This is a genomic window from Rheinheimera pacifica, from assembly GCF_024809855.1.
In the GTDB taxonomy this organism is placed as follows: Bacteria; Pseudomonadota; Gammaproteobacteria; order Enterobacterales; family Alteromonadaceae; genus Alishewanella; species Alishewanella pacifica_A.
In genome coordinates, this window is the sequence record NZ_JANUEM010000017.1 from 1 (window position 1) to 25,327 (window position 25,327).

At 47.2% G+C, this 25,327-nt stretch carries 29 protein-coding genes, 1 tRNA gene and 1 riboswitch; of the genes, 13 read left to right on the forward strand and 17 right to left on the reverse strand.

The features are described from left to right. Positions 1–150: 150 nt before the first annotated feature. The 7 genes from M2404_RS17485 to M2404_RS17515 form a co-directional block, all read right to left on the reverse strand. Positions 151–1,182, reverse strand: coding sequence for a thrombospondin type 3 repeat-containing protein (locus M2404_RS17485; protein ID WP_259241033.1), 1,032 nt, complete (start codon positions 1,180–1,182; stop codon positions 151–153). Positions 1,183–1,258: 76 nt separating this feature from the next. Beyond that, positions 1,259–2,563 (reverse strand): flagellar hook protein FlgE, encoded by a 1,305-nt coding sequence (gene flgE / locus M2404_RS17490; protein WP_310503112.1) that lies wholly within the window; start codon positions 2,561–2,563, stop codon positions 1,259–1,261. Positions 2,564–2,582: 19 nt separating this feature from the next. After that, positions 2,583–3,311, reverse strand: a complete 729-nt coding sequence (locus M2404_RS17495) for a flagellar hook assembly protein FlgD (RefSeq protein ID WP_259241034.1) — start codon at positions 3,309–3,311, stop codon at positions 2,583–2,585. 11 nt (positions 3,312–3,322) lie between these two features. Next, positions 3,323–3,748: a flagellar basal body rod protein FlgC gene (gene flgC / locus M2404_RS17500; protein WP_092794261.1), complete on the reverse strand. Its 426-nt coding sequence runs from the start codon at positions 3,746–3,748 to the stop codon at positions 3,323–3,325. Between the two features lie 2 nt (positions 3,749–3,750). Next, positions 3,751–4,152: a flagellar basal body rod protein FlgB gene (gene flgB, locus M2404_RS17505; protein ID WP_259241035.1), complete on the reverse strand. Its 402-nt coding sequence runs from the start codon at positions 4,150–4,152 to the stop codon at positions 3,751–3,753. A 71-nt stretch (positions 4,153–4,223) separates the two neighbouring features. Beyond that, complete coding sequence (locus M2404_RS17510; RefSeq protein WP_310503113.1) at positions 4,224–5,057, reverse strand: CheR family methyltransferase; 834 nt, start codon at positions 5,055–5,057, stop codon at positions 4,224–4,226. A 14-nt stretch (positions 5,058–5,071) separates the two neighbouring features. Next, complete coding sequence (locus M2404_RS17515) at positions 5,072–6,001, reverse strand: chemotaxis protein CheV (protein WP_259241036.1); 930 nt, start codon at positions 5,999–6,001, stop codon at positions 5,072–5,074. Positions 6,002–6,129: 128 nt separating this feature from the next. Here M2404_RS17515 and flgA point away from each other — a divergent pair, with 128 nt between their 5' ends. The 3 genes from flgA (at position 6,130) to flgN (ending at position 7,668) form a co-directional block, all read left to right on the forward strand. After that, entirely contained in the window at positions 6,130–6,840 is a 711-nt protein-coding gene (gene flgA / locus M2404_RS17520; RefSeq protein WP_259241037.1) for a flagellar basal body P-ring formation chaperone FlgA, read from the forward strand. A 76-nt stretch (positions 6,841–6,916) separates the two neighbouring features. Then, the gene (gene flgM, locus M2404_RS17525; protein WP_259241038.1) at positions 6,917–7,237 is read left to right on the forward strand and encodes a flagellar biosynthesis anti-sigma factor FlgM; all 321 of its coding nucleotides are present in this window, start codon (positions 6,917–6,919) and stop codon (positions 7,235–7,237) included. Next, positions 7,234–7,668, forward strand: a complete 435-nt coding sequence (gene flgN, locus M2404_RS17530) for a flagellar protein FlgN (protein ID WP_259241039.1) — start codon at positions 7,234–7,236, stop codon at positions 7,666–7,668. Before flgM ends, flgN begins: the two co-directional genes overlap by 4 nt. A 44-nt stretch (positions 7,669–7,712) precedes the next feature. Here flgN and M2404_RS17535 read toward each other — a convergent pair whose 3' ends face one another. Further along, positions 7,713–8,171, reverse strand: a complete 459-nt coding sequence (locus M2404_RS17535) for an LPP20 family lipoprotein (protein WP_259241040.1) — start codon at positions 8,169–8,171, stop codon at positions 7,713–7,715. Between the two features lie 157 nt (positions 8,172–8,328). Between M2404_RS17535 and M2404_RS17540 the strand changes: the two genes are divergently transcribed. The 9 genes from M2404_RS17540 to moaE all read left to right on the forward strand — a co-directional run bounded on the left by M2404_RS17540 (position 8,329) and on the right by moaE (position 14,599). Beyond that, positions 8,329–9,468, forward strand: a complete 1,140-nt coding sequence (locus M2404_RS17540; RefSeq protein ID WP_259241041.1) for a flagellar assembly protein FlgT — start codon at positions 8,329–8,331, stop codon at positions 9,466–9,468. A gap of 48 nt (positions 9,469–9,516) precedes the next feature. Beyond that, positions 9,517–9,591, forward strand: a tRNA-Arg gene (locus tag M2404_RS17545). A gap of 195 nt (positions 9,592–9,786) precedes the next feature. Beyond that, positions 9,787–11,028, forward strand: coding sequence for a tyrosine-type recombinase/integrase (locus M2404_RS17550; protein ID WP_259241042.1), 1,242 nt, complete (start codon positions 9,787–9,789; stop codon positions 11,026–11,028). Between the two features lie 123 nt (positions 11,029–11,151). Beyond that, positions 11,152–11,302, forward strand: a riboswitch (molybdenum cofactor riboswitch). Then, on the forward strand, positions 11,291–12,262 hold the full coding sequence (gene moaA / locus M2404_RS17555; RefSeq protein ID WP_259241118.1) for a GTP 3',8-cyclase MoaA: 972 nt from the start codon (positions 11,291–11,293) through the stop codon (positions 12,260–12,262). Its footprint overlaps the riboswitch before it by 12 nt. A gap of 15 nt (positions 12,263–12,277) precedes the next feature. Then, the gene (gene mobA, locus M2404_RS17560; RefSeq protein WP_259241043.1) at positions 12,278–12,844 is read left to right on the forward strand and encodes a molybdenum cofactor guanylyltransferase; all 567 of its coding nucleotides are present in this window, start codon (positions 12,278–12,280) and stop codon (positions 12,842–12,844) included. Continuing rightward, positions 12,831–13,370, forward strand: a complete 540-nt coding sequence (locus M2404_RS17565) for a molybdenum cofactor synthesis domain-containing protein (protein ID WP_259241044.1) — start codon at positions 12,831–12,833, stop codon at positions 13,368–13,370. Before mobA ends, M2404_RS17565 begins: the two co-directional genes overlap by 14 nt. Position 13,371: 1 nt before the next feature. Next, entirely contained in the window at positions 13,372–13,887 is a 516-nt protein-coding gene (gene moaC, locus M2404_RS17570) for a cyclic pyranopterin monophosphate synthase MoaC (RefSeq protein ID WP_405047795.1), read from the forward strand. Continuing rightward, on the forward strand, positions 13,884–14,132 hold the full coding sequence (locus tag M2404_RS17575; protein WP_259241045.1) for a MoaD/ThiS family protein: 249 nt from the start codon (positions 13,884–13,886) through the stop codon (positions 14,130–14,132). Before moaC ends, M2404_RS17575 begins: the two co-directional genes overlap by 4 nt. Before the next feature lie 5 nt (positions 14,133–14,137). Beyond that, positions 14,138–14,599 carry a molybdopterin synthase catalytic subunit MoaE gene (gene moaE, locus M2404_RS17580; RefSeq protein WP_259241046.1) on the forward strand — a complete coding sequence of 154 codons (462 nt, stop codon included), beginning with the start codon at positions 14,138–14,140 and terminating at the stop codon, positions 14,597–14,599. Between the two features lie 4 nt (positions 14,600–14,603). Here moaE and modC read toward each other — a convergent pair whose 3' ends face one another. From modC to narL, 8 genes are all read right to left on the reverse strand, one after another. Next, positions 14,604–15,671 (reverse strand): molybdenum ABC transporter ATP-binding protein, encoded by a 1,068-nt coding sequence (modC, locus tag M2404_RS17585; protein ID WP_259241047.1) that lies wholly within the window; start codon positions 15,669–15,671, stop codon positions 14,604–14,606. After that, positions 15,671–16,351, reverse strand: coding sequence for a molybdate ABC transporter permease subunit (gene modB / locus M2404_RS17590; protein WP_259241048.1), 681 nt, complete (start codon positions 16,349–16,351; stop codon positions 15,671–15,673). Before modB ends, modC begins: the two co-directional genes overlap by 1 nt. A gap of 75 nt (positions 16,352–16,426) precedes the next feature. After that, positions 16,427–17,164, reverse strand: coding sequence for a molybdate ABC transporter substrate-binding protein (gene modA / locus M2404_RS17595; RefSeq protein WP_259241049.1), 738 nt, complete (start codon positions 17,162–17,164; stop codon positions 16,427–16,429). Positions 17,165–17,338: 174 nt separating this feature from the next. After that, positions 17,339–17,881: a molybdopterin-dependent oxidoreductase gene (locus M2404_RS17600; protein WP_259241050.1), complete on the reverse strand. Its 543-nt coding sequence runs from the start codon at positions 17,879–17,881 to the stop codon at positions 17,339–17,341. A gap of 15 nt (positions 17,882–17,896) precedes the next feature. Continuing rightward, positions 17,897–19,891, reverse strand: a complete 1,995-nt coding sequence (locus M2404_RS17605) for a TonB-dependent receptor plug domain-containing protein (protein WP_259241051.1) — start codon at positions 19,889–19,891, stop codon at positions 17,897–17,899. Positions 19,892–20,114: 223 nt separating this feature from the next. Next, positions 20,115–20,915: a TOBE domain-containing protein gene (locus M2404_RS17610; protein WP_259241052.1), complete on the reverse strand. Its 801-nt coding sequence runs from the start codon at positions 20,913–20,915 to the stop codon at positions 20,115–20,117. Positions 20,916–21,083: 168 nt separating this feature from the next. Further along, entirely contained in the window at positions 21,084–22,331 is a 1,248-nt protein-coding gene (gene moeA, locus M2404_RS17615) for a molybdopterin molybdotransferase MoeA (RefSeq protein WP_259241053.1), read from the reverse strand. Further along, positions 22,331–22,984, reverse strand: coding sequence for a two-component system response regulator NarL (gene narL, locus M2404_RS17620; RefSeq protein ID WP_259241054.1), 654 nt, complete (start codon positions 22,982–22,984; stop codon positions 22,331–22,333). Before narL ends, moeA begins: the two co-directional genes overlap by 1 nt. A gap of 320 nt (positions 22,985–23,304) precedes the next feature. Here narL and M2404_RS17625 point away from each other — a divergent pair, with 320 nt between their 5' ends. Next, entirely contained in the window at positions 23,305–24,921 is a 1,617-nt protein-coding gene (locus tag M2404_RS17625) for an MFS transporter (RefSeq protein WP_259241055.1), read from the forward strand. A 41-nt stretch (positions 24,922–24,962) separates the two neighbouring features. Here the strand turns inward: M2404_RS17625 and M2404_RS17630 are convergent, their stop codons facing one another. Further along, positions 24,963–25,268, reverse strand: a complete 306-nt coding sequence (locus M2404_RS17630; protein WP_259241056.1) for a DUF3135 domain-containing protein — start codon at positions 25,266–25,268, stop codon at positions 24,963–24,965. Positions 25,269–25,327: the final 59 nt, after the last annotated feature.

Sequence of the window (25,327 nt, forward strand, 5' to 3'; positions counted from 1 at the left end):
AGTGAGTAATCCCGCTGAGTTCGTTTATTACTTGTTTTCATTACACTCTCCAAAAAGAAGCTGGAAAGTGTCAACTTTATTTAGGACGGGTCATTAAAAACAAAAAAGCCAGCTAAGTCAGCAGCTGGCTTTTTTAGAGAGTAAAGGGAATTAGCTTCCCGGGAAGCTTGTTGGATCTGTAGGATCGGTGCCACCTAAATATTCATCAATATTACTGAATCCGTCACCATCGCTATCTATAAATGCATCGTTATAATCATTGTCAGACAAACCAAAATATTCCTCATACCAAACTGGTAAACCATCAGAGTCTACATCATCAATAGCTCCTTTTATGACTTCGAACTGACTGCTTGCAAAAGCTGAGTTTCTTACATGACGGTTACGCAAGTTAACAGTAACCTTAAGTTGCTCAAAATCTGTTGGATTATTCGGTGTTTCTACCAAAAATAATTTGCGATTACGGTTACTGCAACTATCCGATAATAGTCGCTCTAAAACTCTAATGCCATCAACCGTTTTAATGCCGTCAACCCGAAAGGAGCAATCAACCACATTAATGGGATAAGTAGTAGAGAGCATAAACCCAACCAAAGCAGGGTATGCTTCATCGCGCTGGAAAGTAAAATTTTGGGTCGCAAAGCTGCTTGGTCCCATGGAGCTACTTTTTGATTGGTATTCTGATAAAAAGGCAGGCACAACAGGCTCTACTGGTTCTTCAGGCTCCTCCGGCTCAACAACTTCTCCGCTATCTACCGTATCTGAAAAACGAAACCGACTTCTGAAGCTGTAATTTTTTGTCACGTTAGCTGGCAGTCCACTATCAAAATACTGGAGTGTAACTTTCACCACCAGGCCGGAGCTGGCATCAACCGAAGGCGATAAAATACGGGTATCATGCCCTTCACCTTGGCAGAAAAAATCTTTAATCCGCCTGCCATCCGGATGAAAAACCTTTATTTCACAAATCACGAACTTACTATCTGACCACGGCTCGGCACTAACAATAGTGAGGTTAGCAAACCCCTGCTGCGGGGCAATATTAAACTCTCTAGATACCGAACTAGCTTTATTATATAGTGTATAACTATGCGTGTTAACAATATCTACAATTTCCTCAGATTTCACTGCGAAAGAAGATAAAAAAGAAACAACTAATATTAAGTGGCCAATAAAATGCATAAAACCTCCCATTTAAAGAAACAGGAGGTTAACCAAAAAAGAAACAAATAACAATTAAATAAATATTAAAATTTAATTATCGGATCTGTAGTACAGTTTGCTGCAAGGTACTGTTAACTTCCAACGCCCGCGAGTTGGCCTGAAAGTTACGCTGCGCGCTGATTAAATCAACTAGCTCTGTGGTCAGGTTAACGTTGGATTGCTCCAGAGCCGAGGAGTTGATAGCGCCAAAAGTGTTAGTATTCGCCTGGCCGCCAATGGGCTCACCAGATGCTATGGTCTGCTTCCATGAAGTATTACCAACTTGTTTTAAGCCCTGCACATTAGCAAAACGTACTAAGGCTACCTGTGCCAGATAGGCTGAATCACCGTTACTATAACTGGCCAGCACCCGGCCAAAAGAATCGATATCCACGCCGGTTAAACTACCAACTGTAGTACCATCCTGGCTTAAGCTGGTAGGGTCAAAGTCCCCAGCAACTTGCGTCGGCAATTTGGTATTCGACGGATCGCGGAAATTAACCACTATATCAGTCTGATACTGTGCACCGTTATCCAGATAACCGTTAGCAGGATCGTTTAGTACAGCAAAAGGCATACTTAGCGTTGGTGCCGGCGGCGTGAAAACCAGTTGACCGCTAGAGTTAAAGACTAAGTTATCCCCCTGGAACGGCGTTGCAGTTACATTATCCCATACCACAAAGGTTTCCCACTCAGAGTTTGCCGGCGGTACGGTAGTTGTACGGCGAAAATACATGCTAGCGGTGTGAGGCTCCCCCAAACTGTCATATACCGTTATCGAGGTAGAGTGGTTATAAGTCCCTCTATCAGTCGCATCAAATGGTAATGCATCTGTTGGGTCTTCTGTCGAGTCCAGATTCATATTGATATAAATATTGTTGGTTGCCCGCGGCGCACCAGCTGTTGTCGGTATCGTAATAGGTTGTGTCGTACTTAAACTAACCGATTGGTTTTCTCCATCCAATGGATCTACGTTAAAACCCTGCAAAAAATTGCCGTTGTTATCAACAATAAAATTATCTTTATTAAGTTTAAAGGCACCACCTCGGGTGTAGGTTAAATCCCGTGATTGCATATCCGGCGTTAAGGCAAAAAAACCTTCACCGGTAATCGCTAAATCAAGGGAGTTATTGGTAAATTGCAATGAGCCCTGACTAAACTGCTGCGCTACCATTGAGGTAGTTACACCATCACCCACTTTAGTACGACCGGAAGAAAATACTGACGTAGCATATACATCTGCAAATTCGGCCCGTGACTCTTTAAAACCTGTAGTATTAACGTTAGCAATATTATTTGCTGTTACATCCAAATCTTTTTGTGCTGCGGCAAGGCCGCTTAGTGCGATATTAAAACTCATAATTCACCTCAGCTCACTGTTAACCGTAAGAAACTTCTAACACATCACCTAATTTCACGGCACCAAGGCCAATCAGGTTTAACATAATTCCGCCACCTTTGCCGTTCATGCTAACGCTGGCCACCGGGGTATAAACATTAACTGGCAAACTGGCATTTTTACCATCGGTGTAACTCACATCTACTTTTACCTTATAAACACCCGCTTTAACTCGCTCAGATACCTCGCCGTCTACCACCGCAGCACTGCCAGAGCCTGACGCCATATAGGTACCATCCCAGATAAATTCGTTTTTACCAATTTTGGGATTGTCGACACTAAAAGATTGCACCAGCTCGCCTTTTTCATTTTCAATCCGCACCTGCATTCTGGTCGCTGCTTTATCCAGCTCAATATTGCCGCGCGCTAAGGTATCACCGGTAAAGACAATCTCATCCGATTGCGTCAGCACACTGCGACCAACCAACGATGATGCCTGCAAGGCCTGGTTTGACGACATACTTTCTGCAAAGCCTTTAAAGCTTTCATTTAACTGCCCAATGCCGTCTGCCATAGTAAAATTGGTCATTTGAGCAATCATCTGGTCATTTTCTACCGGCTTGGTTGGGTCCTGATAGGCCAGTTGCTGGGTAAGCAAGGCAAAAAAATCAGATTGCGTTAAAGCACCATTATTTTTGTCCGGTACCTTTTTGTCGGTATCCCAGTACATGCCATCCAGTGCAGAGTTGTTATTTACATTAGTTGTCATTTGCTAAGCCCTTATTGTTGCTGGCCCAGTCTGAGCGTGCGCATAACCATTTGTTTTGCTGCTTCAGCTGTTTGCACATTTGTTTCATAAGAGCGCGACGCCGAAATCATGTTCGCCATCTCTTCCATAATATTGACATTGGGTTTGTATATATAACCGTTCTCATCTGCCAAAGGATGGTTAGGCGAATACTCCACATTCAGAGGTGCATCAGACTCAACAATACCAAGCACTTTGACCCCAACACTGTCATCACCCTGCTGGCGCTTTGCCTCTGACAACTCAGCTGCGAATACCGCATGCCTGCCACGATAAGTTTGCTCTACACTGCTGCTAACACTGTTAGCATTAGCTATATTGCTGGCGGTGGTGTTCATTCGCACTGCCTGGGCTGTCATACCACTGCCGGTAATATCGAAAATTTTGTATGAACTCATGGTTATTGACCTCCGCCGGTGATGGCTTTTTTCAAACCGCTGATCCGAGCGTTCAAAAATGTCATGCTGGCCTGATACTCCAGGCTGTTTTGCATAAACGCATTACGTTCACGGTGAATATCGACACTGTTACCGTCACCGGTATCAGGCTGATCCGGATTACGAAACTTAGTTTCATGCCGGGTTGCAGTAGAAATGGTAAAGTGCTGCTCGTGGGTGCGGGCCATAGCGCCAGACTGGCGGGACTTTGCGTTGTTCAAAGCCTGTTGAAAATCCACGTCACGGGCTTTATAGCCGGGTGTATCGGCATTAGCGATATTTTCGGCCAGCACCTGAGCACGCTGATCGCGGACCAGCATGGCTTCAGGGTGCATACCAAATGCTTTTTCAAAACTGATTGCCATTTTTTTGCCACCTCTGATTAAGCGATAGCAAATGAAATGCAAAACTCAGGCCAAATATTAACTTTTGTGGATTAAGTTTTCTTACGGTAGATAATACCGGGGTTACAGCGGATCATTTCAAAATCGGCATTAATGCTGGACAAAGATTCCGACGCGCCAAGAAATAAATAGCCACGTGGATTAAGAGATTGAGCAAACTGGCGGATAATTTTTGCCTTCACATCGGCAGAAAAATAAATCAACACATTGCGGCAAAAAATAATGTCGAATTTACCAAGTAATGTATAGCTATCCAGCAGGTTCAGGTGGCGAAAGCTAACATTTTTGCGCACATTGTCTTTCACACGCATCATACCTTTGCCGCTATCTTCAAAAAACTTGCTGCGCCGCTCCGGCGATAACCCCCGTGACAAGGCTAAACCATCATACTCGGCACGCTGGCAGTGTTCCAACATGGTGTTAGAGATATCCGTACCCATTATATACACGCCCAGGCTAAAGGCTCCAGGCCGGCTTTGTTGATATTCTAATGCTGTCATAGCGATAGAGTATGGTTCCTGCCCGCTTGAGCTGGCAGCTGACCATATTTTGACAGTGCGGCAAGTTTTTTCCAGCTCTGGGAAAATCTGCTTTTTTAACAGTTCATATGGGTAGGTATCACGAAACCACAAGGTTTCATTTGTTGTCATTGCATCTATTACCGCAGAACGTAACTGCCGTTCAAACGGGCTGAGGGTTTTATTTACCAGCTCAGACAATGTAGCCAAACCAAAGCGTTGCATTAACGGTGCTAAGCGGCTTTTCACCAGATACTGCTTATTGTCGCCCAGCACAATGCCGCACTGCTGCTCAAGGAAATCCCTGAACAACATATACTCTTTATCGTGTAAATCTTTATTTGCCACTATTAATCCTTAACTCAGTCGGTATGCAGCCACTTCTGTACAGACTCTGCCAGCTCATCCGGATTAAATTTCGCAATAAAATCATCTGCACCCACTTTTTGCACCATCTGCTGGTTAAAAACACCGCTAAGTGAAGTATGCAGTATTACGTGCAGCTTTTTCAGTTTAGGATCAAGTTTAATTTCTGCCGTCAGGGTATAACCATCCATTTCAGGCATTTCGATATCAGAAATCAGTAACCCAATTTTTTCAGTAACCGACTCATTACAACTTTTGGCTACTTCCTGCAAATATTGCAGAGCTTCGCGCCCATTCATTACCAGGTGCATCTTAACACCCAACCCTTCCAGCGCCCGCTTTACCTGATTACGCGCAACAGCTGAATCATCGGCAATCAGAATAAGCCGCTCGCCTAAATCGGCACTGATACTATGAGTATTAATATCTGCGCTTATAGAGGTTGGAGAAGGCGATATTTCTTCCAGAATTTTTTCTACATCCAGAATCTCTATCAGCTCTTTATCAATTTCTGTCACTGCAGTCAGGTAGCTTTGTTTACCACTGGTACCTTTGGGCGGCGGCATTATCGCTTCCCAGTTGATATTGATAATGCGTTCGACTGAATCTACCAAAAAACCCTGCACCGAGCGGTTATACTCGGCAATAATAATAAAACTGTTTTTGGTATCTTCAATCGGTTTACCGCCGGTAGCCAGGCTAAGGTCGATAACCGAGATAGTTTGACCACGTATATGCGCAATACCCCGGACAAACTTATTGCGCTTGGGAATGGCTGTAAGTGGCGGACATTGCAATACTTCGCGCACTTTAAATACGTTAATGCCGTAACGCTGGCGCCCTCTTAGCTTAAACAGCAGTAATTCCAGCCTGTTCTGGCCAACTAATTGTGTGCGCTGATTTACCGAGTCTAAAATACCGGCCATCTGCCGCTCCTCTGTAATACTATCCGGATCGATTCTTGCTTTAGCACCTGTCACAGACGGTTATTTGACACCGCCAAGTCTGGCCCTGATGTTATAACCCTTAGCGTGTAAAGCATAGCCGAAACCTTATGAAAAAGTACGAAAATTTATTTAAACAAATACTTACCTGCATTGCGCTGCTGTGTGCAAACCCTATAGCTGCGCAGGACAGCGTTAGCAGCTATTCGCCTGCGCAGTTAACTGAGCAGGCCTCTGCCTGGCTGCAGCAGGAGCTGGTTGTAACACCGGATAGCAGTATACAACTGCAGGTAAGCCCGCTTGACGACAGAATAGGTTATAAACACTGCAACGAGCCGTTACAGTTTTCGCTGTCTCAGCCACTTACCCAGCGCCAGAATACAATACAAATACGCTGTAGTGCAGAACAAAGCTGGCAACTGTATGTTCCTGCACGGATAGAAGAAATTGTACAAACCGTAGTCCTGACTCAAAATATTGCTGGTGGCAGCCTGCTCACTGCCGATATGCTGGATATTGCCAACCGTGAGCGTCGTTTTTTACGCGGTAGCCTGGTTAGTGACCCCAGACAAATTATCGGCGCAAAAACCCGGCGGGCCCTGTCCATTGGACAAATTATCACCTTGCAGGATCTTTGCCTTGTCTGTAAAGGAGATATTGTTACAATATCAGTTAGCAATAACGGCTTAAATGTAGCGGCAACCGGAATAGCACAAAGTGATGGCAGTCTGGGTGATGTCATCAGTGTACTTAACCGCCAGTCAAAACGGGCTATTACCGCCGAGGTAATAGCAGTAAACCAGGTTAGTATTAAATTTTAAATATTAACTAAAGTTTTGCAGTTTAACGCCGTTAACCTGTGCATAAGGATCTGTATTAAGGTGATGAGGTACAAGCATGGCTATTAATATCAATAACTTGCAGAATAATCCGCAAGTAAAAACTGACAAAGTTGAGCAAAATGCCCAACGTCAGCAAGCTACTGTGCAGCAAAATGCCAGCCAGGCAGCAGCACAAAAGCAAGACTCTGTGTCTATTACGCCACAGGCGCAACAATTTTCTAAACTGACCGAAAAAGCCAGTAACAGCAACGGCATCGATCAGGAAAAGGTTGATAAAATCAGACAGGCTATTACCGAAGGTAAGTATAAAGTAAATGTTGAACAACTGGCACGACGCATAGTGCAGTTTGAAAGCGAGCTATTTGGTAAAAAATGACCACAGCCAGCAACGAAATCATCACCTTATTAGACCAGCAAAAGCAGCTACTGGATGAGCTGCTTTTGTCTTTGCGGCAGGAAATTGCCGCTTTAGCCAGCCGCGACATCGCAGCGCTGGAAAGTATTCTCACGCAAAAAACAGCCCAGCTGCAACAGCTGCAACAGAACGACGCCTTACTGGCGGCCTGTGCAGATATTACTGAGCAAAAGCAACAAACCTGGTTTAAACAAAAAGTGGCCGGGCTTGATGCCCGGTTGGAAGAGTGTAAACGGCAAAATGACATTAACCAGCAAACTCTGGAACAAAGCCAACTTACTCTGGCCAGGTTTAAAACTGAATTGTTGGCGAGCCGCGGTAAATCTGGCCTGACTTACACCAACAAAGGCAAACCCGCAGTAGAAAATAAAGGTAAAGGCATCAAAGCCTAAACTGATAAATACCCTAACTGGCGGTACTAAGTTAATAACACAGGCTAGTAGTACCGCACACTTTTAATCGTTTGTCTTGGCTGAGTATTCTGATACAAATGGTATACCTGTTCAAAATCCAGTTCCAACTCTGTTACATATACATCATCAATAGCATAGGTTTTTATTACTCTGGCCCCGGTTATTACGCCCTTTACTGACGATGACAACTGCTCATTATCAAGTACCATAGCACGCAGTTGGTTAGTCGCGTCAATTTTTTGTCCATACACTACTTCGGTCAGTTCACGGTAAGCATCCAACTTCGACGCTTTCATCGCCTGCAACATTTTATGTTCATTACTGTCGCCATGCTGCACACTGATCGGGGCATAACCTACCGCTGTTAATACCGGAAAGGCATCCGGCTTCACCGGTGCATATTCTAAATGCTGGCTTAATAACGAAGAGCACCCTGCTGCCCAAACCACAGTTAACACCACTAAAGTGCGCCAAGCTGTCATTTTTGTTCTCCTGCGGCACAATACACTTACTGTGCACTCAATTGTTAGTTGTCTCAGGTAGAATTAGCAATATTCACGCCATAATTTAACTGCAGTGTCAGCTTAAGGCATACATTTTGCTTAGTGATCCGCAGTGCCAATTTATTGCAGGGCTTATATGAAACTTTATCCATTTATCGGAGTGCTTGTTGCCAGCCTGTACAGTATAAACAGCATGGCCGACTGGTATGAAGCCACCGGCCAGGCAGTGATAGAACAGGGCAATACAGACTCAGCCCGCCAGGCGGCTATTGAAGATGCGCTAAAAAGAGCAGCATTGTTTGCCGGTGCCAGCCTTAGCAGTACCCAACAACTGATAGACGGAATTTTGCAGCAAGAGCAACTCGGTGTCGTCAGCAATGCACAGATCGGTAAACTGCAGTTATTATCCGAGAGCCGACACAATAATATACTAACAGTAACCCTGCGCGCCGATATAACCCCGCAATTAAGCAGTTGCAGCGGTAACCCATATCGTAAGCCCGTATTACTGAGCCAAATTCAGTTGCAGGCCCGCAAAGATGCTATCTACGGCGATTTATTTACCATAGGCGAACATAGCACTGTACAACTGGAGCGCCATTTACGCGACTACAGCCCGACTGCCACAGTAAGCAGCCTGCCGCAGGAAATGCCGCTGCATTATCTGGTATATCCGGCTACCGAGCAGCTGTTTAGCCAGGGATATCAGTATGTTATCAGTGCCCGTATTAACGATATGTCACTTGGTGAAAAAACCAGCCACTTCTGGCAAAAAGATTTAAAGCAGCGCTATTTTGCTATTGATGTAACACTGTTTGATCTGTTCGAACAGAATATCGTTTACCAACAGGAATACCGCACCAGCGCCAGTTGGCCTTATAAAAGCCATAGCACACCAGCCAGCCACAGCCAGGCATTCTGGACAATGCCTTATGGCAGTAAAGTTGACAAGCTACTACAAATTATTGCCACTGATATGCAACAACAACTGCAATGCAAACCCTTACTCAGTGCAATAAAACAGGTAAGAAAAAACGAAGTGATGCTCGATCTTGGTAAAATGCATGGCTTGCAGCAGGGTGACGAGTTGCAGCTATTCCAGCTACAACGCCACCCCACTACACCAGGTGTAAAACGGCTACTGCAAAGCCAGCTAAACCTTACTATCACCGAACTAACAGAGCGAAACGCCTGGGCTAGTACCAATAAACAAGAGTTATTGCAGCATATTCAGCCCGGCGACGTAGTAAGTGTACGGAAAAGCAGCGCTTATTAAGCATGCTGGTTCCCAACCCCGGCGCACTCTGTTAGAATTTCGCGCCGTTGCCCCATAGTTAAATGGATATAACGGCCCCCTCCTAAGGGGCAGTTACAGGTTCGATTCCTGTTGGGGCAGCCAAAAGACAGTACAACCCCGTCTTATATGGTCTGAACCTCCTGAAAAAACCTTTTAATATCAAGCATTAGAGATGATTTACGGTCTAAGCGGGTCTTATGGGGTCTAAAGCGATATACGCTTTTTGACACCACAGATGACACCACAAGACCTAAGTCAAAAAGGCTGTGGTGTCAAAAAGGGTGATCAGGAGCAATAATGTCAAAGAAAATCATACCCTTAAGCGACACAATAATCCGTAGCAGTAAGCCTTCTGCAAAGCCCTATACGCTGTACGACGGCGATGGCTTACAAATTAGAATTAGCCCATCCAACAGTAAATCATGGTTGCTAAGCTATGTTCGGCCATTAGTTAATAAACGTAATAATCTTAAGCTTGGTAATTATCCAGCCGTCACCCTTTCAGCAGCAAGGAAAACCGCAGCCAAATACCGGCAACTGTTAGCTGAAGGTGTTGACCCACAACGTTGGCTGGAGCAGCAAAATAGCCAGGCATCCGCAGATGCGCTAAATACTTTTCAGAATGCTTGTGAAAAATGGTTTGAGGTAAAGTTCTCATCCATCAGCACACGCCATGCTTTTAACATCCAGCGCTCATTCGAGCAGCATGTCTTCCCTAAAACCGGTCATTTGTCGTTAAAAGAGCTGAGTGCGCAGCAAGTTATTGAAATACTGCGCCCGCTTGAAAAGTTACATAAGCTGGAAACCCTGTCGCGACTGTGCCAGCGCATCAACGAATTGATGACCTGGTGTGTTAATACCGGCTTACTTGAGTTCAACCGCTTAAGTGGGATTAAAGCCGCATTTAGCAGCCCCAAAAACGAGAATATGAAAACCCTGAAGCCCGAAGAGCTACCAGAACTAATGCAGCGATTAAGCGCTGCCAGTATTCAGCTATCTACCCGCTGCCTTATCGAGTGGCAACTGCATACTATGGTACGCCCCGGCGAAGCCGTTAAAGTACGCTGGCAGGATGTCGACTTTGAGCAAGCACTTTGGACCGTACCGGCAGAGTTTATGAAAAAGCGACGCCAACATCAGGTACCACTGTCATCCCAGGCCATCGCCTTACTACAGCTTATGCGGCCTATTAGTGGCGAGCAGCTTTATGTCTTCCCGTCTGTCAGGCACAAAGGTGGCCATATTCATAAGGAAACGGCAAATATGGCGTTAAAAAGGATGGGCTTCGCAAACCGCTTAGTCGCCCATGGCATGCGCTCACTGGCCAGCACAACATTGAACGAAGCCGGTTTTTATGGTGACCTTGTGGAAAGCGCTCTAGCCCATGAGGACAAAAACCAGGTGCGCCGGGCATATAACAAAGCAGGCTACTTAAAAGGCCGCAGAGAAATGATGCAATGGTGGAGTAATCATATTGAATCATCCGCTCTGGGTAACCTGAGCTTAGCAGCTCGTCGGCCAGTCATTGACGCCAAATGAACTGAAATTATAAGAGTCTCACGCGAATTACAAAGGCATCTGACAGGTATATGGTGCCCCCCCCCAAAGAGGTAGTTAGTCACCCCTTAATGGCAATAACAATAACAGCAAAAAGCTTTTAAGCTTTAGCCATAACACCGAGCTACCGGTTCTAAGCCTGCCCTGCATATATCACCGGGCAGAAATGAACGGTAAGCCGTGGCAATAACGCCACCGGGTGTGGCTGGAAACGGCCACACCTCCCTATTTGGAAAGGTGAATGATGTTAACTGACGCTTATGCGCGCCGCTTTAGTTATTTGCGGCTGTCTGTCACTGAAAGCTGTAATTTTCGCTGCAGCTACTGCCTGCCAGATGGTAATGATTGCGACTCACGCACAGGCGAACTTAACTTAAGTGAAATTCGCCGTTTAGTTACTGCCTTTGCTAAGCTCGGCACCCGCAAAGTGCGCATTACCGGTGGTGAACCGTCGCTGCGTAAAGACTTAACTGAAATTATCGCCACCTGCAAAGCCGTACCAGGCATTGAAAAAGTGGCACTGACCACCAACGGTTATCGCTTAAAACGCGATGCGCTGGCCTGGCAGGAAGCGGGGTTGGATGCGATAAATGTCAGTGTCGATAGCTTAGATGCCGACACCTTTCATCTGGTCACCGGCCAGAACAAGCTTGTCGATATTCTTGATGGCATTGCTCACGCCAAGGCCATTGGCATTAAACAGGTGAAAATTAATACTGTACTGCTAAAACAGCACAATGCTTTGGCTCTGCCGGACTTTCTGCAGTTTATTCAACAGCAAGATATTGCGCTGCGCTTTATTGAACTGATGCGCACTGGTGACAATGCCAGCTTTTATCAGCGCCAGCATTTAAGCGGTGCCGGTATTCAGCAACAATTGCTGGCCCAAGGCTGGCAGTTAAACGCTAAAACAAAAACCGATGGTCCGGCGTTAGAGTATTCCCACAGCGATTATCAGGGTCGCATTGGCCTGATTATGCCCTACAGCAAAGACTTTTGTGCTGACTGCAACCGGCTTAGGGTGTCCAGCACTGGTCGGCTGTACTTATGCCTGTTTACCGACAGTTATCAGGACCTGCGCAACCTGCTGCAAAACGATGATAGCGCGCCGGTAATGCGTTTTTTACAACAGGCCGTACAAGGCAAAGCCGCCAGTCACCAGTTACAACAGGATTACAGCGGCAGCACCCGGCATTTAGCGCAAATTGGCGGATGAGAGATGGCTAAGAAGATGACAGGCATTGTTCAATTTAGCGCACTGATTTTAGCCGGTGGACAATCCAGCCGCATGGGCGAGGATAAAGCACTACTGCAACTTAACGGCCAGAGTTTACTGATACATATGCAGCAACTCGCGTTAGCTGCGGGCGCCAACGAAGTGTTAATTAGCCGCAATCAGCCGGGGTTTATTACCGATCAGATGCCACAACAGGGGCCTTTAGCTGGTATTTTGACAGCGCTGCAACACTGCACAACAACACAGTTACTGGTATTACCGATTGATACTCCACTATTAACTGTGGACAGAGTGCAACAACTGCTGCAACACGCCAATCACACAGCCTGCTATTTTAGCAATAACCCACTGCCCTGCGTATTACCAGTCAGCCCAGCCCTTAGCAGCCTGATAAGCGCCCAATTACGTATTGGCCAGCGCTCAGTCAAAGCCCTGCTAACACAACTTAATGCCAAAACCCTGCCGGCGCCGACAACTGAATTACTTAATGCCAATACGCCAGCCGACTGGCAGCAATGTCTTACTTTAGTGACTCATCGGAGCCCGTATGCCAAAGCCTGATTTAAGCCGGTTTTATCCGCTCAATATCGCTGTTTTAACGGTATCAGACACCCGCACCAGTGCGGATGACAGCAGCGGTGATCTGCTATGTGATCTGGTGCATGAAGCTGGCCATCAGTTCTTCGCCCGCGCTTTGCTGGCTAACAATAAATACGCGTTGCGCGCATTATTAAGCCACTGGATCGCTAGCAGTAATATTCAGGTGATACTGATAAATGGTGGTACCGGCTACGCCGCAGGCAACTGTACGATTGAAGCCTTGACTCCGCTGCTGGATACACCGGTTCCAGGCTTTGGTGAGCTATTTCGCCAGCTGTCTTTTGCTGAACTTGGCTCGGCCGCGCTGCAATCCGGTGCGGTGGCTGGCCTGGCCAACGGCACCCTGCTATTTGCTATGCCTGGCTCATGTGGCGCTTGTACGCTGGCGATGCAACAACTGATTTTACCGCAACTAGATAGTAAAACCGGGCCATGCAATTTTGTCGCCCATGTAAAAAACAGCCCAACGAAAAGCTGCAGAGTTTGATATGACAACAATAGCAACAGCTCAACTTAGCCCTATGAATTTGACTCATATAGATAAAAACGGAACTGCTGCAATGGTTGATGTCAGCAGCAAACCAACAACTACAAGGCTGGCCCGTGCGGGAGCCATGGTGCAAACCACACCAGAAGTACTGCATTTAATTGCACAAGCATTACTAAAAAAAGGCGATGTACTGGCCACCGCCCGCATCGCAGGCATTATGGCGGCGAAAAAAACCAGCGAGCTTATTCCGCTGTGCCACCCACTGCTGCTAAGTAAGGTATCAGTCGATTTTCAGCTGTCGCCAGAGCAAGGCCAAATTCAGATCGAAACCAGCTGTTTGCTAAGTGGCAGCACCGGCGTGGAGATGGAGGCACTCACCGCCGCCTCCGTTGCTGCTTTAACCATTTACGATATGTGTAAGGCAGTAGATAAAGCGATGACTATCAGCAATATCCGCCTGCTGGAAAAAACCGGCGGTAAGTCGGGGCATTATCTTGCGGAGATTAAATTATGATTAAAATTCTGTTTTTCGCCGCCCTGCGCGAGCGGCTCAATTGTGATTATTATCAGTTGGCATGCAATAGCCCTACCACGGTAAGTGACATACTGGTGCAACTTAAGCAGCACAGCGACAAATGGCAGCAGGAACTGAGCCGCTCAGATTTACTGTGTGCGGTAAACCAAACCATGGTTGCGCAAAACGCCAGCGTAGCAGTTGGTGATGAAGTCGCGTTTTTCCCGCCGGTCACCGGGGGGTGACTGACATGAACATATTTGTCGCCGTACAAACCGACGATTTTTGCCATGCCAGTGAATATAACGAGCTGCGTAAGCAACCTGGTTGCGGTGCCATCGTCACCTTTACCGGTCTGGTGCGCGACTTAATAGCCACAGAGCTATATGCCATGACGCTGGAGCATTATCCGGGCATGACAGAAGCCGCGTTACGAGACATTGCCCAACAGGCAAGTCAGCGCTGGCAATTGGGCAGTGTGCACATTATTCACCGGGTAGGAAAACTAAAAACGCAGGACCAAATTGTCTTTGTAGGGGTAACCAGCGCCCATCGCGCAGCGGCGTTTTCGGCCTGTGAGTTTATTATGGATTACCTGAAAAACCGTGCGCCTTTATGGAAAAAGGAACACAGCGCCCAAGGCGCTAACTGGGTTGAAGCCAAACACAGCGATCAGGATGCTTTGGCACGCTGGCAACAGAACGTTAATTAGCGCGCTAGTCTAGATTTATTGCCTTAATCAACGCAAACACCTTTAACCCGACCGCGAGCGTCAGGCGCTCAAATGAGCGTCGGCTAATACGCGACAATATGGTCTGCCCTGCAAGATCCAGTTGCAACAGTACGTGCCCGGGATGGCTGTCATCGCTGATATCCCGTATGGTTGCCGGCAGACAGTTATTCACACTGATATGCTGCGGCACCTGCAGCGCTATGGCGACATCCCGCGCCAGAACTCTAGCCCGCACTTGTGCACCAGGCATAATATTCTGCCGTGATATTAACAACGTTTGGCCGCCTTCTAAGCCAAGCTCACTCATATGATCAGCACTGTGGCGCAACATAGTGGCACACAACACTGCGGCGGCATTGTCATGGTACGCCAACGGCAAGTCCGGCCGGGTTAACACTGCTTGCAAGCTATCCTGGGCTAATACCCGACCGTTTTCCAGCAACACCATGTGGTCGGCCAGCCGACATACTTCTTGAATGCTGTGGCTGACATAAATAACCGGGATAGCAAGGTTGCGGTGCAGTGTTTCAATATAGGGCAATATCTCGGCTTTGCTGATCAGATCTAAAGACGCCATAGGCTCGTCCATCAGCAACAAACGGGGGCTGGTGAGCAGTGCCCGACCTATCGCCACACGTTGTCGCTGGCCACCGGATAACTGCGCCGGAAACTTGTGCATCAGACTATCAAGACCCAGTAGCTGCACGGTGTCATCGAAAGCAATGTGCCGGGCACTTTTATCAAGCCGGTTAAAGCCGTATAACAGATTATGTTTCACATTAAGATGCGGAAATAAACTGGACTCCTGAAACACATAGCCCACTGCACGCAAATGCACCGGTAAAAAGTGCTTGTTATCCTGCCATATTTCACCCTGCACACAGATCTGGCCGCCATTAAAACGCTCCAGCCCCGCCAACGCGCGCAGCAGTGTTGTTTTACCACAACCGGAGCGGCCAAACAGTGCCGTCACACCGCTACCTGGCAACTGCAGGTTTACATCAAGCGTAAAACTGCCTCGTTCAAGTATTATGTCAGCGATTATGCTCATTAAATCCCTACAACTTTAAATTTGCGGTTAAGCGCATAAACCGCCAGCAGTAAACTAAAAGACAGCACAACCAATATCGCCGCTAGGGTATGTGCTGATGCGTAGTCCATCGCTTCAACATGGTTATAGATGGCTATTGATGCTACTTGTGTGCTGCCGGGTATATTGCCACCGATCATAACAATTACGCCGAATTCGCCCAGCGAATGGGCAAAAGACAATACGATAGCGGTTAAAAAACCGCGCTGGGACAACGGCAGTACGACCGAGTAAAAACGTTCCAGCGGTGATGCTCTGAGTGTCGCGGCCACTTCGAGCATTCGCCCGCCCGCGGCCTGAAATGCCGCCGTTAAGGGTTGCATAACGAATGGTAGTGAATAAAGCATTGAACCTATCACCAGGCCGCTAAACGTAAACGCCAGATGGTTAAAGCCCACCGCTTCCATTGTTTGACCGATCCAACCATTTGGCCCTAACAACAACAGTAAATAGAACCCCAGTACCGTAGGCGGCAACACCAGCGGCAACATAATCACGGCTTCTATTACGACCCTGCCACGCCAGCGGGTATGGGCTAACCACCAGGCAAAGGGCGTACAAAACACCAGTAACAGTGCGGTACTGACCAGCGCCAGTTTAAAAGTAACCCATAACGCCTGAAGATCATTGGGTGAAAGCATACTGTTACCCATTCAAAGTGCACAGTGCGTTTAACGTGTGTGTCATCGCTATCTCAATAATCAGTTAAACCAATACTATTCAACGCCATACCCAGCCTGCCGGATAATAGCGATAGCTGCATCACTTTGTAGCCAAGTCATAAAAGAACGAGCCGCCGCAAGCGTAGCTGCATCTCGTTCGGCATAATGTAAAATCACCGCCTGCTGCACAATCGGCTGATACATCTCTGCCGGCGCTAACCAGTAAGAGCCTGGCACTGTACCGTTTTCATCTATAACTTGTGCCAGTGCAACAAAGCCCAGCGGCGCCGCGCCCGATGCAACCTGACTATACGCCTGGCCGATAGATTGCGCCCTGATCAGGCGTTTTTCGGTATTAAGTTGCTGCCACAACCCCAGCTTTTCCAGTATTTGCTGCGCCGCCATACCATAAGGGGCATTACGCGGCTCGGCAATGCTTAGGTGACGAAAAGCGTCGCCTCTAAGAACTTCTGCTTTGTTATCAATAAGATGTGCATCACCTGACCACAACACTGGCACGCCAACCGCATAGGTAAAACGCGATGAGTCAATGGCCAGGTTTTCTGCCACCAGCCGCTCTGCCCGCATAGCATCAGCAGAAAAAAACACATCAAAAGGTGCGGCCTGCTGGATCTGCGCATACAAAGCACCGGACGAACCGGCACTAATGACAAAGGCCTGGCCGTATTCTTGCTCATACTTCGCGGTTAGTTTTTGCAAAGTACCATTAAAGTTAGCCGCTACCGCTATGCGTATAGGCTCAGCAGCGTTTATTGCTATACTGAACAGCATTAAAACAGCCGCAGACAGCAGACTGTAGAGAGAGCATTTAGGTAACCGCATATTTTCCTTCCAATTTGCCAGCACATTTTGCTGGTCTGACATCATTATAAATAACGCTTAACAAACATTTATTTGCATTAACGCCACTGCCAACAAAGGTTACAGTGGCACCAGGTTATTAATTTAATCTGTTATTTTTACCACGTTAATCTGCTTTAACCACCGTACATGGCGTGGACCGGTACGGGTATCCTTGCTTGATACCAACGCAATCCGTCCTTCAAAGTCGTTCAAAGGCAAACCGTCCTTTTCAAAGAACACCAACACCCCCTCTCCCAGTTCAGAGTTGAATAACTCGTTCCAAGAGAATACTGCTTTATAATCATCGCTGGCGGTGGCGATAATCACGACTTTTTTTAGCTCGTTATGCTCACGGGAAATAATCTTTGCTTTAGCCAAGATATCGCGCAACAGCACCCCTTTAAAGTGCTCTAGTTGGCCTTTATTAGCGCCTGACTGACAAATCAGAGGAAAGTTTCCTCCCTGATGCAAGCTAAACTCCGCGGCCAATTGTGCAACGGTTAATTGCAATGGCTGTTCGATATGACCCGTGACCTGTAGCGTGTGAGTAACAAAATTGGCATACGGCGACTCCGTTGCCACAGCAGCTGGCTGTAAGCAAAATAAACACCAACTCAACAACCCCATTTTGATTAAAAATTGCATTGCCTACACTCCTGTTTAAAACGAATAAAAAAGGTTAATAAACCAGCTACGACCCGCAGTCGGAAAGCCATCTGCTAACTCATAATATTTATCTGTTGCATTATTAAGACCTAGGCTAAGCTGCCAGTTAGCAGGTAGCTGATAATTGGCACTGAGGTTTAGCACTGTAAAGCCGGTCAGTTCACGTGTCGCTGACGCAAACCGTGAACTGTTATGCTCTGCTTGCAGTTGCAGTTGTAACTGCTGGGTTAGCAACCATTGGCTATGTAGCATCAGTTTATGGCGAGGAATATCCGTGATACGGTTATTTTGGTCAGTTTTATTGCGTAGCCGGGTGAAGGTGTAGTTGCCGCCCAAATGCCAGACCGGGCTTAATTGTGTCTGCCAGCCCAACTCTAAGCCCGATGTTTCTACCCGGCCAATGTTCTGCATTTGCGACAAGGTACCGGAAACATCTGCCACCGCTTGAATTTTATCGTTGATATCGCTGTAAAACAGAGCTATTTCCAGCACACTGTTTTCTGCTAAATGCTGCTGGTAGCCCAGTTCATAGTTTATCGCTTGCTCTGCTTCCAGTTGCGGGTTTTCAATAAAGCGGCCCAAACGCTGTGAATAACGATCCTTAAGGCTGGGCAATCTGGTTTTTGCCGCCACAGTAGCATAAAGCCGTGCGTCAGCTGACAAACTGTAAAACAGCCCCACCTGAGTATCAGTAGCAGTTTTCTTGCCGGGTAACGAGTACGGATTACCAAGGTTAAATACACTGTCTGGTTTTAATTGATGGTGCGATACCCCAACGGCCAGTACTGTCGCATCAGTTAATTGGATATTATCTTCAGCAGCAATTGACCATAGCGTATCTTTGTATTCGGTATTTCGTGTACCAGCTGCGTCCAGCTCCAGGTGACGTTCAGTTTTAATATGGCTAACCAAACGAAGATGATGATCAGTAAAACGCAGGGACTCCAACAAAATAGAGCCGCCACCGGTAGTATCTTTATAAATACTGCGGCCGCTACCCACACTACCAGAACCACTGGTTTTAAGCTCACTGTAACTGGCATCGGTAAATGAGTTCACCTCATTGCTGTATTTGTCATGATATAGTCGGACGGTCAGCTTTTCCGTTTCTCCCAGCCGGTTTCGACTCACCAGATAAACCCCTTCTTTATCCCAGTACGGCCACTGCCAAAATCGTGCATATGCCGGATCAGTCGATGGCGGTTGTCCCTTCTCACCTTGCTGCCGGTATACACTTAGCAGATGTTCTTCACCTTCCGCTGGCAAATAGCCCAACTTGAAAGACAGCTTATTGTCTTTATAGTAACCATTGTTACGTAAACCGCCGTTTTCTGTCGCTGTTGCACCAAAATCATCTGACAATTTAAAACCGTCACTGTCGATGTAGGACGCACCAGCCTGCAGGTACCATTTATTTTGCCGTATACCAATATTGGTTGCGGCTTTGTACTGATTCGCACTTCCGGCACCCAGTGATAGATCGGCTTCAAAAGGTTCAGATGGCTTGCGTGAAATAAGATTAATGGCACCACCCAGGGTATTGGGCCCATAAGCTACCGAGCTAAATCCCTTAGTTACCTGAATAGCAGCCAGATCTGCGGTGGTAAAACGGTTAAAATCAATGTATCCATCGTAAGGTACGTACACCGGAATTCCATCGATGTATAACGGCACCTGCCTTGAATCAAAGCCGCGCACACTGACCATACTTTCATTACGGGAATTCTGGCTTAACGTCACACCAGACAATAAATTTAACGCATCTCCTACATTATTACGGTTAAACTGGCGTATTTGCCCAGCATCCAACGACGAAGCCACCTGATCATCCAGCCCTAAGCCAGACACCAGTCTGCTGCCCAGTACTACTATGGTTTCCAGTTCTGCATCAGTAGCATTTTGCTCACTACTTAGCACCTGCCAGGATGACAAAAGCAAACCAATACTGATTGCTAATCTGGTTTTTGTCATACTGTATTCTCTGCCCATGACCTTACTCCTGTTCTGCTTGACAGCCTTGACTGATTTTCAACAAACCCTACCGATATATACTCAGGTATATTGCGAAAATGAGCATCAATGCACAACGCCACTGAGGGAGTACCCCCAGCAGTGCTTAACTACCCATTAAGGGCAAAATGACAAACACAAACTGAGCTAAAACGAAGAACAGAGGATGCAGTACCTTTGCGGTGCTGCAATTTGCCAGGTACTACTCATCAACCCCGATAATGATGTGAGACGCCTTAATTAGCGCTTGCGCTCTATCACCTGGTTGAAACTGCAGCGCGTCGGCACTCTGATTGGTAATAACTGCGGCCAGGGTATTACCGCCTGCCAGTTCCAGTGTCACCTCGCTGTTTACGGCACCAGGTGTTACCCGGCTTACCGTACCGGTGAACTGATTGCGGGCAGATGTCTGCAGTTCACCACTGTTTTTTGCCAAAATCACCCAACTGGATTTGATTAGCGCATAGACTTTTTTGCCTTGCGTTAAAGCCAGTTTTTCTACACTTTCTTTAGTGACAATTGCCACCAGCAAATCACCACCGCCAAGTTGCAATATCACCTCACAATTGACGGCGCCAAATTGCACACTTTGCACCTCACCATAAAACGTATTGCGTGCACTGGTTTTCATCGAAAATCTCCTGAGTAAGTTGACGGTATGACCAAGTTCAGACTGATTAACCTGCTGCATAAACTGTTGTTGTAACTGCTGTACTTCGACAAAACGTTCAAGCAAAGCCTGACCGGCTGGTGTTAACTGAGCACCTCCACCGCCAGCACCGCCTTGTCGCAACAATACCAGCGGCTCGTCTGCCAGATTATTGAGAGCATCAATCCCATCCCAGGCAGCTTTGTAGGTAATACCAACCATTTTGGCCGCACCAGCTATACTGCCGCAGTGAGAAATGGCCTGCAGCAGCGCCAGCCGCCGAGTTGATATATCACCTTGTGCACAGGTAAATTGTAAGGGTGCGATAAAATTACCAGATAAATACTCCGCCATACCGAGATATCCTGATGATCAGTTGACGACAGAAAGTTAATAACTGCCGACATTGAGTTAAAGGTTGAAAAAATATCTATCATTCCTGCAAGCTGACGCAATCTAGCAGACATACCGCAATGCAGGTTGGCTTGTCGTAAAAACCAAAGTAGATCGTTTGCAGGGAGATTAACGTAACAGTTCAGAAAACGGCAGTATGTTTACCGTTGCCCCCGCGGGTAAACTGTGACTGTCACGTGCCAGTACGATATAACAATTGGCGTTGGCAATGGAGCTAAGCATACCTGAGCTTTGCGCACCTAAGGTTTTTACTTTTAAACCGGTTTCGCTCTGCCAGTACCAGCCGCGCTGATAATCCATCCGGCCGGGTTGTTTTTTCAATGGCGCTTCGCACTCGGCGCTGAGCAATTTTGCTGGCTGAGCTGCAGTTTCACCGCTAAGTTTACGCAGCACTGGCTGTACTAACTGCTCCAGCGTTACCACTGCAGCGACTGGGTTACCCGGTAAGCCAAAAAACCAGCAGTTATTAAGCGCACCAAAAGCAAAGGGTTTACCCGGTTTTATCGCCACCTGCCAGAAGTTAATCTGGCCCAGTTTATGTAAAATCTGCCGGGTATAATCGGCATCGCCCACCGAGACGCCAGCGCTGGTGATCAGTACATCGGCCTGTGCCATTGCCTGTTTAAACGCCTGCTCTATTGCCGCCGGATCGTCCGGCAATAAACCCAGATCAAGCACCTGAACGCCGAGACGCTGTAGCATAGCGGCGATAACATAGCGGTTGCTGTCATAAATATGGCCATCTGGCAGGCTTTGGCCCGGTGGCACTAATTCATCTCCGCTGGAAAAAATGGCTACTTTTAGCTGGCGCATTACTGTTACGCTGGCAAAACCCAACGACGCCAGCAAACCAAGATCTGCCGGGCGTAACTTATGGCCGGCAGCAAACACCTGTGCGCCTTTGCCGATATCTTCGCCAGCGCGGCGTACATGCTCGCCCGGCGTTGGCACCAGTTGACACAAAATCTGTTGCTGCAAATCGCTTTGTATAAGTTGCACCTGCTCCTGCATTACCACAGTATCCAGCCCCTTTGGCATAACCGCGCCGGTGGTAATACGCACACAGCTGCCAGACGGCACAGTGTCGGTAAAGGCATGACCAGCCAGCGCTACACCCGCCACATCTAGCGGCTGACCGGGAGCGACCTCTGCCGCACGCAGTGCATAACCGTCCATGGCAGCATTGTCGTAGCCAGGTACGTTAATACCGGAGCACAGCGGCTGCGCCAATACCCGCTCCAGTGCTTCAGTTAACGACACTGTTATGGTCTGCTGCAATGGTTGTACCTCGCTGAGCATCTGCAGTATCGCCTGCTCTGCGCTTAGCAGAGGCTTCTGGACGCGAGTGTCTTGCATCAGCTTTTGGCTCCCTGTTGGTTTACCATCCACACCGCAGCTTCTACCCGCGAGCGCAGACCAAGCTTTTTCAATAAGTGTTTTACATGCACCTTTACCGTACCGTCTGAGATATTCAGTTCGCGGGCGATCAGCTTATTGCTCAGACTTTTGGCGATAAAACTTAAAATTTCGTGTTCGCGGTTAGTCAGGCTGTTAAGCTCAGCCGATGTTTTTACTGCCGGGCGACGTAATGCCGTGGCCAGAACCTGAGTAATGGCTTCACTTAGCACCATTTTTCCACTCAGCGCGCGCTTTATTTGCTCCAGCAATACTTCCGGATCGGCATCTTTTAGCAGGTAACCATCGGCGCCATTGCTGATCGCATTAACGACATCTTCGTCGGCATCTGATACTGTCAGCATCACTATGCGCGAAGTTACGCCCTCGTCACGCATCTTCTTCAACGTGGCAATACCATCCATACCTTGCATATTTAAATCCAGGATAATCAGATCCGGATCCAACTCCACAGCCAACGGTATCGCCTCAATGCCGCTACCGGCTTCGGCAATAACTTCCAGTTCATCCTCCAACGCCAACAACTGCTTTAAACCTTTGCGCAGCAAAGGGTGATCATCTACCAGCATAATGCTGGATTTTTGCTCTGACATGTCTTACTCCAAACCTACCGTATTTCCGTATGAGTATTAGCTTATAACAAGGCAGAGCTAACTTTGATATAAATCAGTTAAATGACCGATAAGCCTATTCAGCTCTTTTACCAGCTACTGCCTGCCATCAGCAACAAATGCACAATATATCTTTGATTTTTAATACAATAAAAAGCTCAACACTAAAAACTTACCACTTTGTAGGTACCTCCAACTATCCCCACGCTGCTGCCAGCTAACTCCGAAGATACATTGTGACAATAAGTTCCGGCCTGCATAGTTTGGGCAATTTAGTTTGCTGTTTCTCACAGGAGTTTATTATGTCAGACCTGAAAAAGTGGCAGCCGGAAGATGAACACTTCTGGCAAACCACAGGCCAACGCGTTGCCAACCGCAATCTGTGGATCTCTATCCCCAGCTTGTTGTGTGGCTTCGGTGTTTGGATGCTGTGGAGTATTGTTACGGTGCAAATGCTGAATGTCGGTTACCCGTTCAGCACCGCCGAGCTGTTTACCCTTACCGCTATAGCCGGCTTAACCGGTGCGACTTTACGTATTCCGTCCAGCTTCTTTGTACGCTTATGTGGTGGGCGCTATACGTTATTTCTCACCACCAGTTTACTGATGATACCGGCAGTGGGCACCGGGTTAGCGCTGCAAAGCATTGATACACCGCTATGGGTGTTTCAGCTGATGGCGTTGCTATCTGGCATTGGTGGCGGCAACTTTGCTTCGTCCATGTCCAACATTAGTTTCTTTTTCCCAAAAAAACAGCAGGGCTTAGCGCTGGGTTTAAACGCTGGCCTGGGTAATTTTGGTGTCACCACAGTGCAAATTCTGGTGCCCATTTTTATGTCGTATGGAGTCTTTACTCTACTGGGTGGCGGTGATCCTATGGTGCTGGCTAAGGCCAGTGGCACGGTAACCGGCATTATTCCCGCAGGCACTGCAACCTGGATCCAAAACGCCGGTTTTGCCTGGCTAATTACCTTAGTGCCACTGGCTTTTTTACTCTGGTTTGGCACCAATAATATCCACACCGAAGAAGTCACCCCCAAGCTGCCATCGGCCATAAAATCTTTCAGTATTATTCTGGCCATGCTCGGCATAGGTTTTGTGACTTCTATTGCCGGTTTATGGCTGATTTTACCGGCATCGGCTAATGGTTCAGGTTTTGGCATTCCAAAAGAAATTGTGCTTATAGCAGTATTGTTCGCCACTGTTTTCTTATTAAAACTCTTACCCGGTGCCATTCGTACCAGTTTGGACCGGCAATATAAGATTTTTAATAACAAGCACACCTGGGTAATGAGTGTATTGTACGTAATGACCTTTGGCTCTTTTATCGGTTTCTCTGCAGCCTTTCCGTTATCTATTCAGGTCATTTTTGGCTACAGCCATATCATGGTGGATGGCGTTATGACGCACAGCACACCCAACCCAAATGGCCCCAGTGCATTAACCTACGCCTGGATCGCACCTTTTGTTGGCGCTTTAATTCGCCCGGTGGGTGGCTGGATAGCCGATAAACTTGGCGGTGCCTTTGTCACCCAGTTATGCTCAGTTGTGATGATATTGTGTGCTTTAGGCGCGGCTTACTATATGCAACGTGCCTATCAAAGTGCGACACCGGAGCAGTACTTCGTACCTTTTTTCCTGATATTTTTAGGCTTATTTGCTGCCAGTGGTATTGGTAATGGTTCTACCTTCCGCACCATTGCGGTGGTATTTCCCAAAGAACAAGCCGGCCCGGTTCTGGGCTGGACATCAGCGGTAGCAGCCTACGGTGCCTTTTACATACCACAGGTACTGGGAGAACAAATAAAAGCCGCCACACCAGAGTATGCCATGGTAGGTTTTGCCATTTTCTATGGCTTGTGCCTGCTGATTAACTGGTTTTTTTACCTGAGAAAAAACGGCGAGTTTTATAATCCTTAATCCCTGACAAAACAAAGGCGCATTTACTGCGCCTTTGTTGTTCATTTCTGCACTAAATTACTCACGTTCTTACAACTTTGCTCCAGCTCAGTTAAACATCCTTGTAACCGTTGAATATTCTGTGCAAATTGCTGCTGTATAAATAACTGCTTTGCTTCTGCAGACGGTAGCAGCTTTAAGCGTTGCTCAGTGACAAACTGGTACTGCAACAGAGAGCGGTGGTTAGCATCATTGCTCTGCCGCTCAATAAGCTGCTGCCGTAACAGCTCCGCTTTTTCAGGATACTGCTTACACAGCTGTATCAGTTGATTAAAATCGGTAAAGTTATACTCTTGTACTTCAGACATCACTGTTTCCCTCCCCAAAGCGGTTAATAGCCTTAGCTTGTGGCAACAACGTTGTTGAA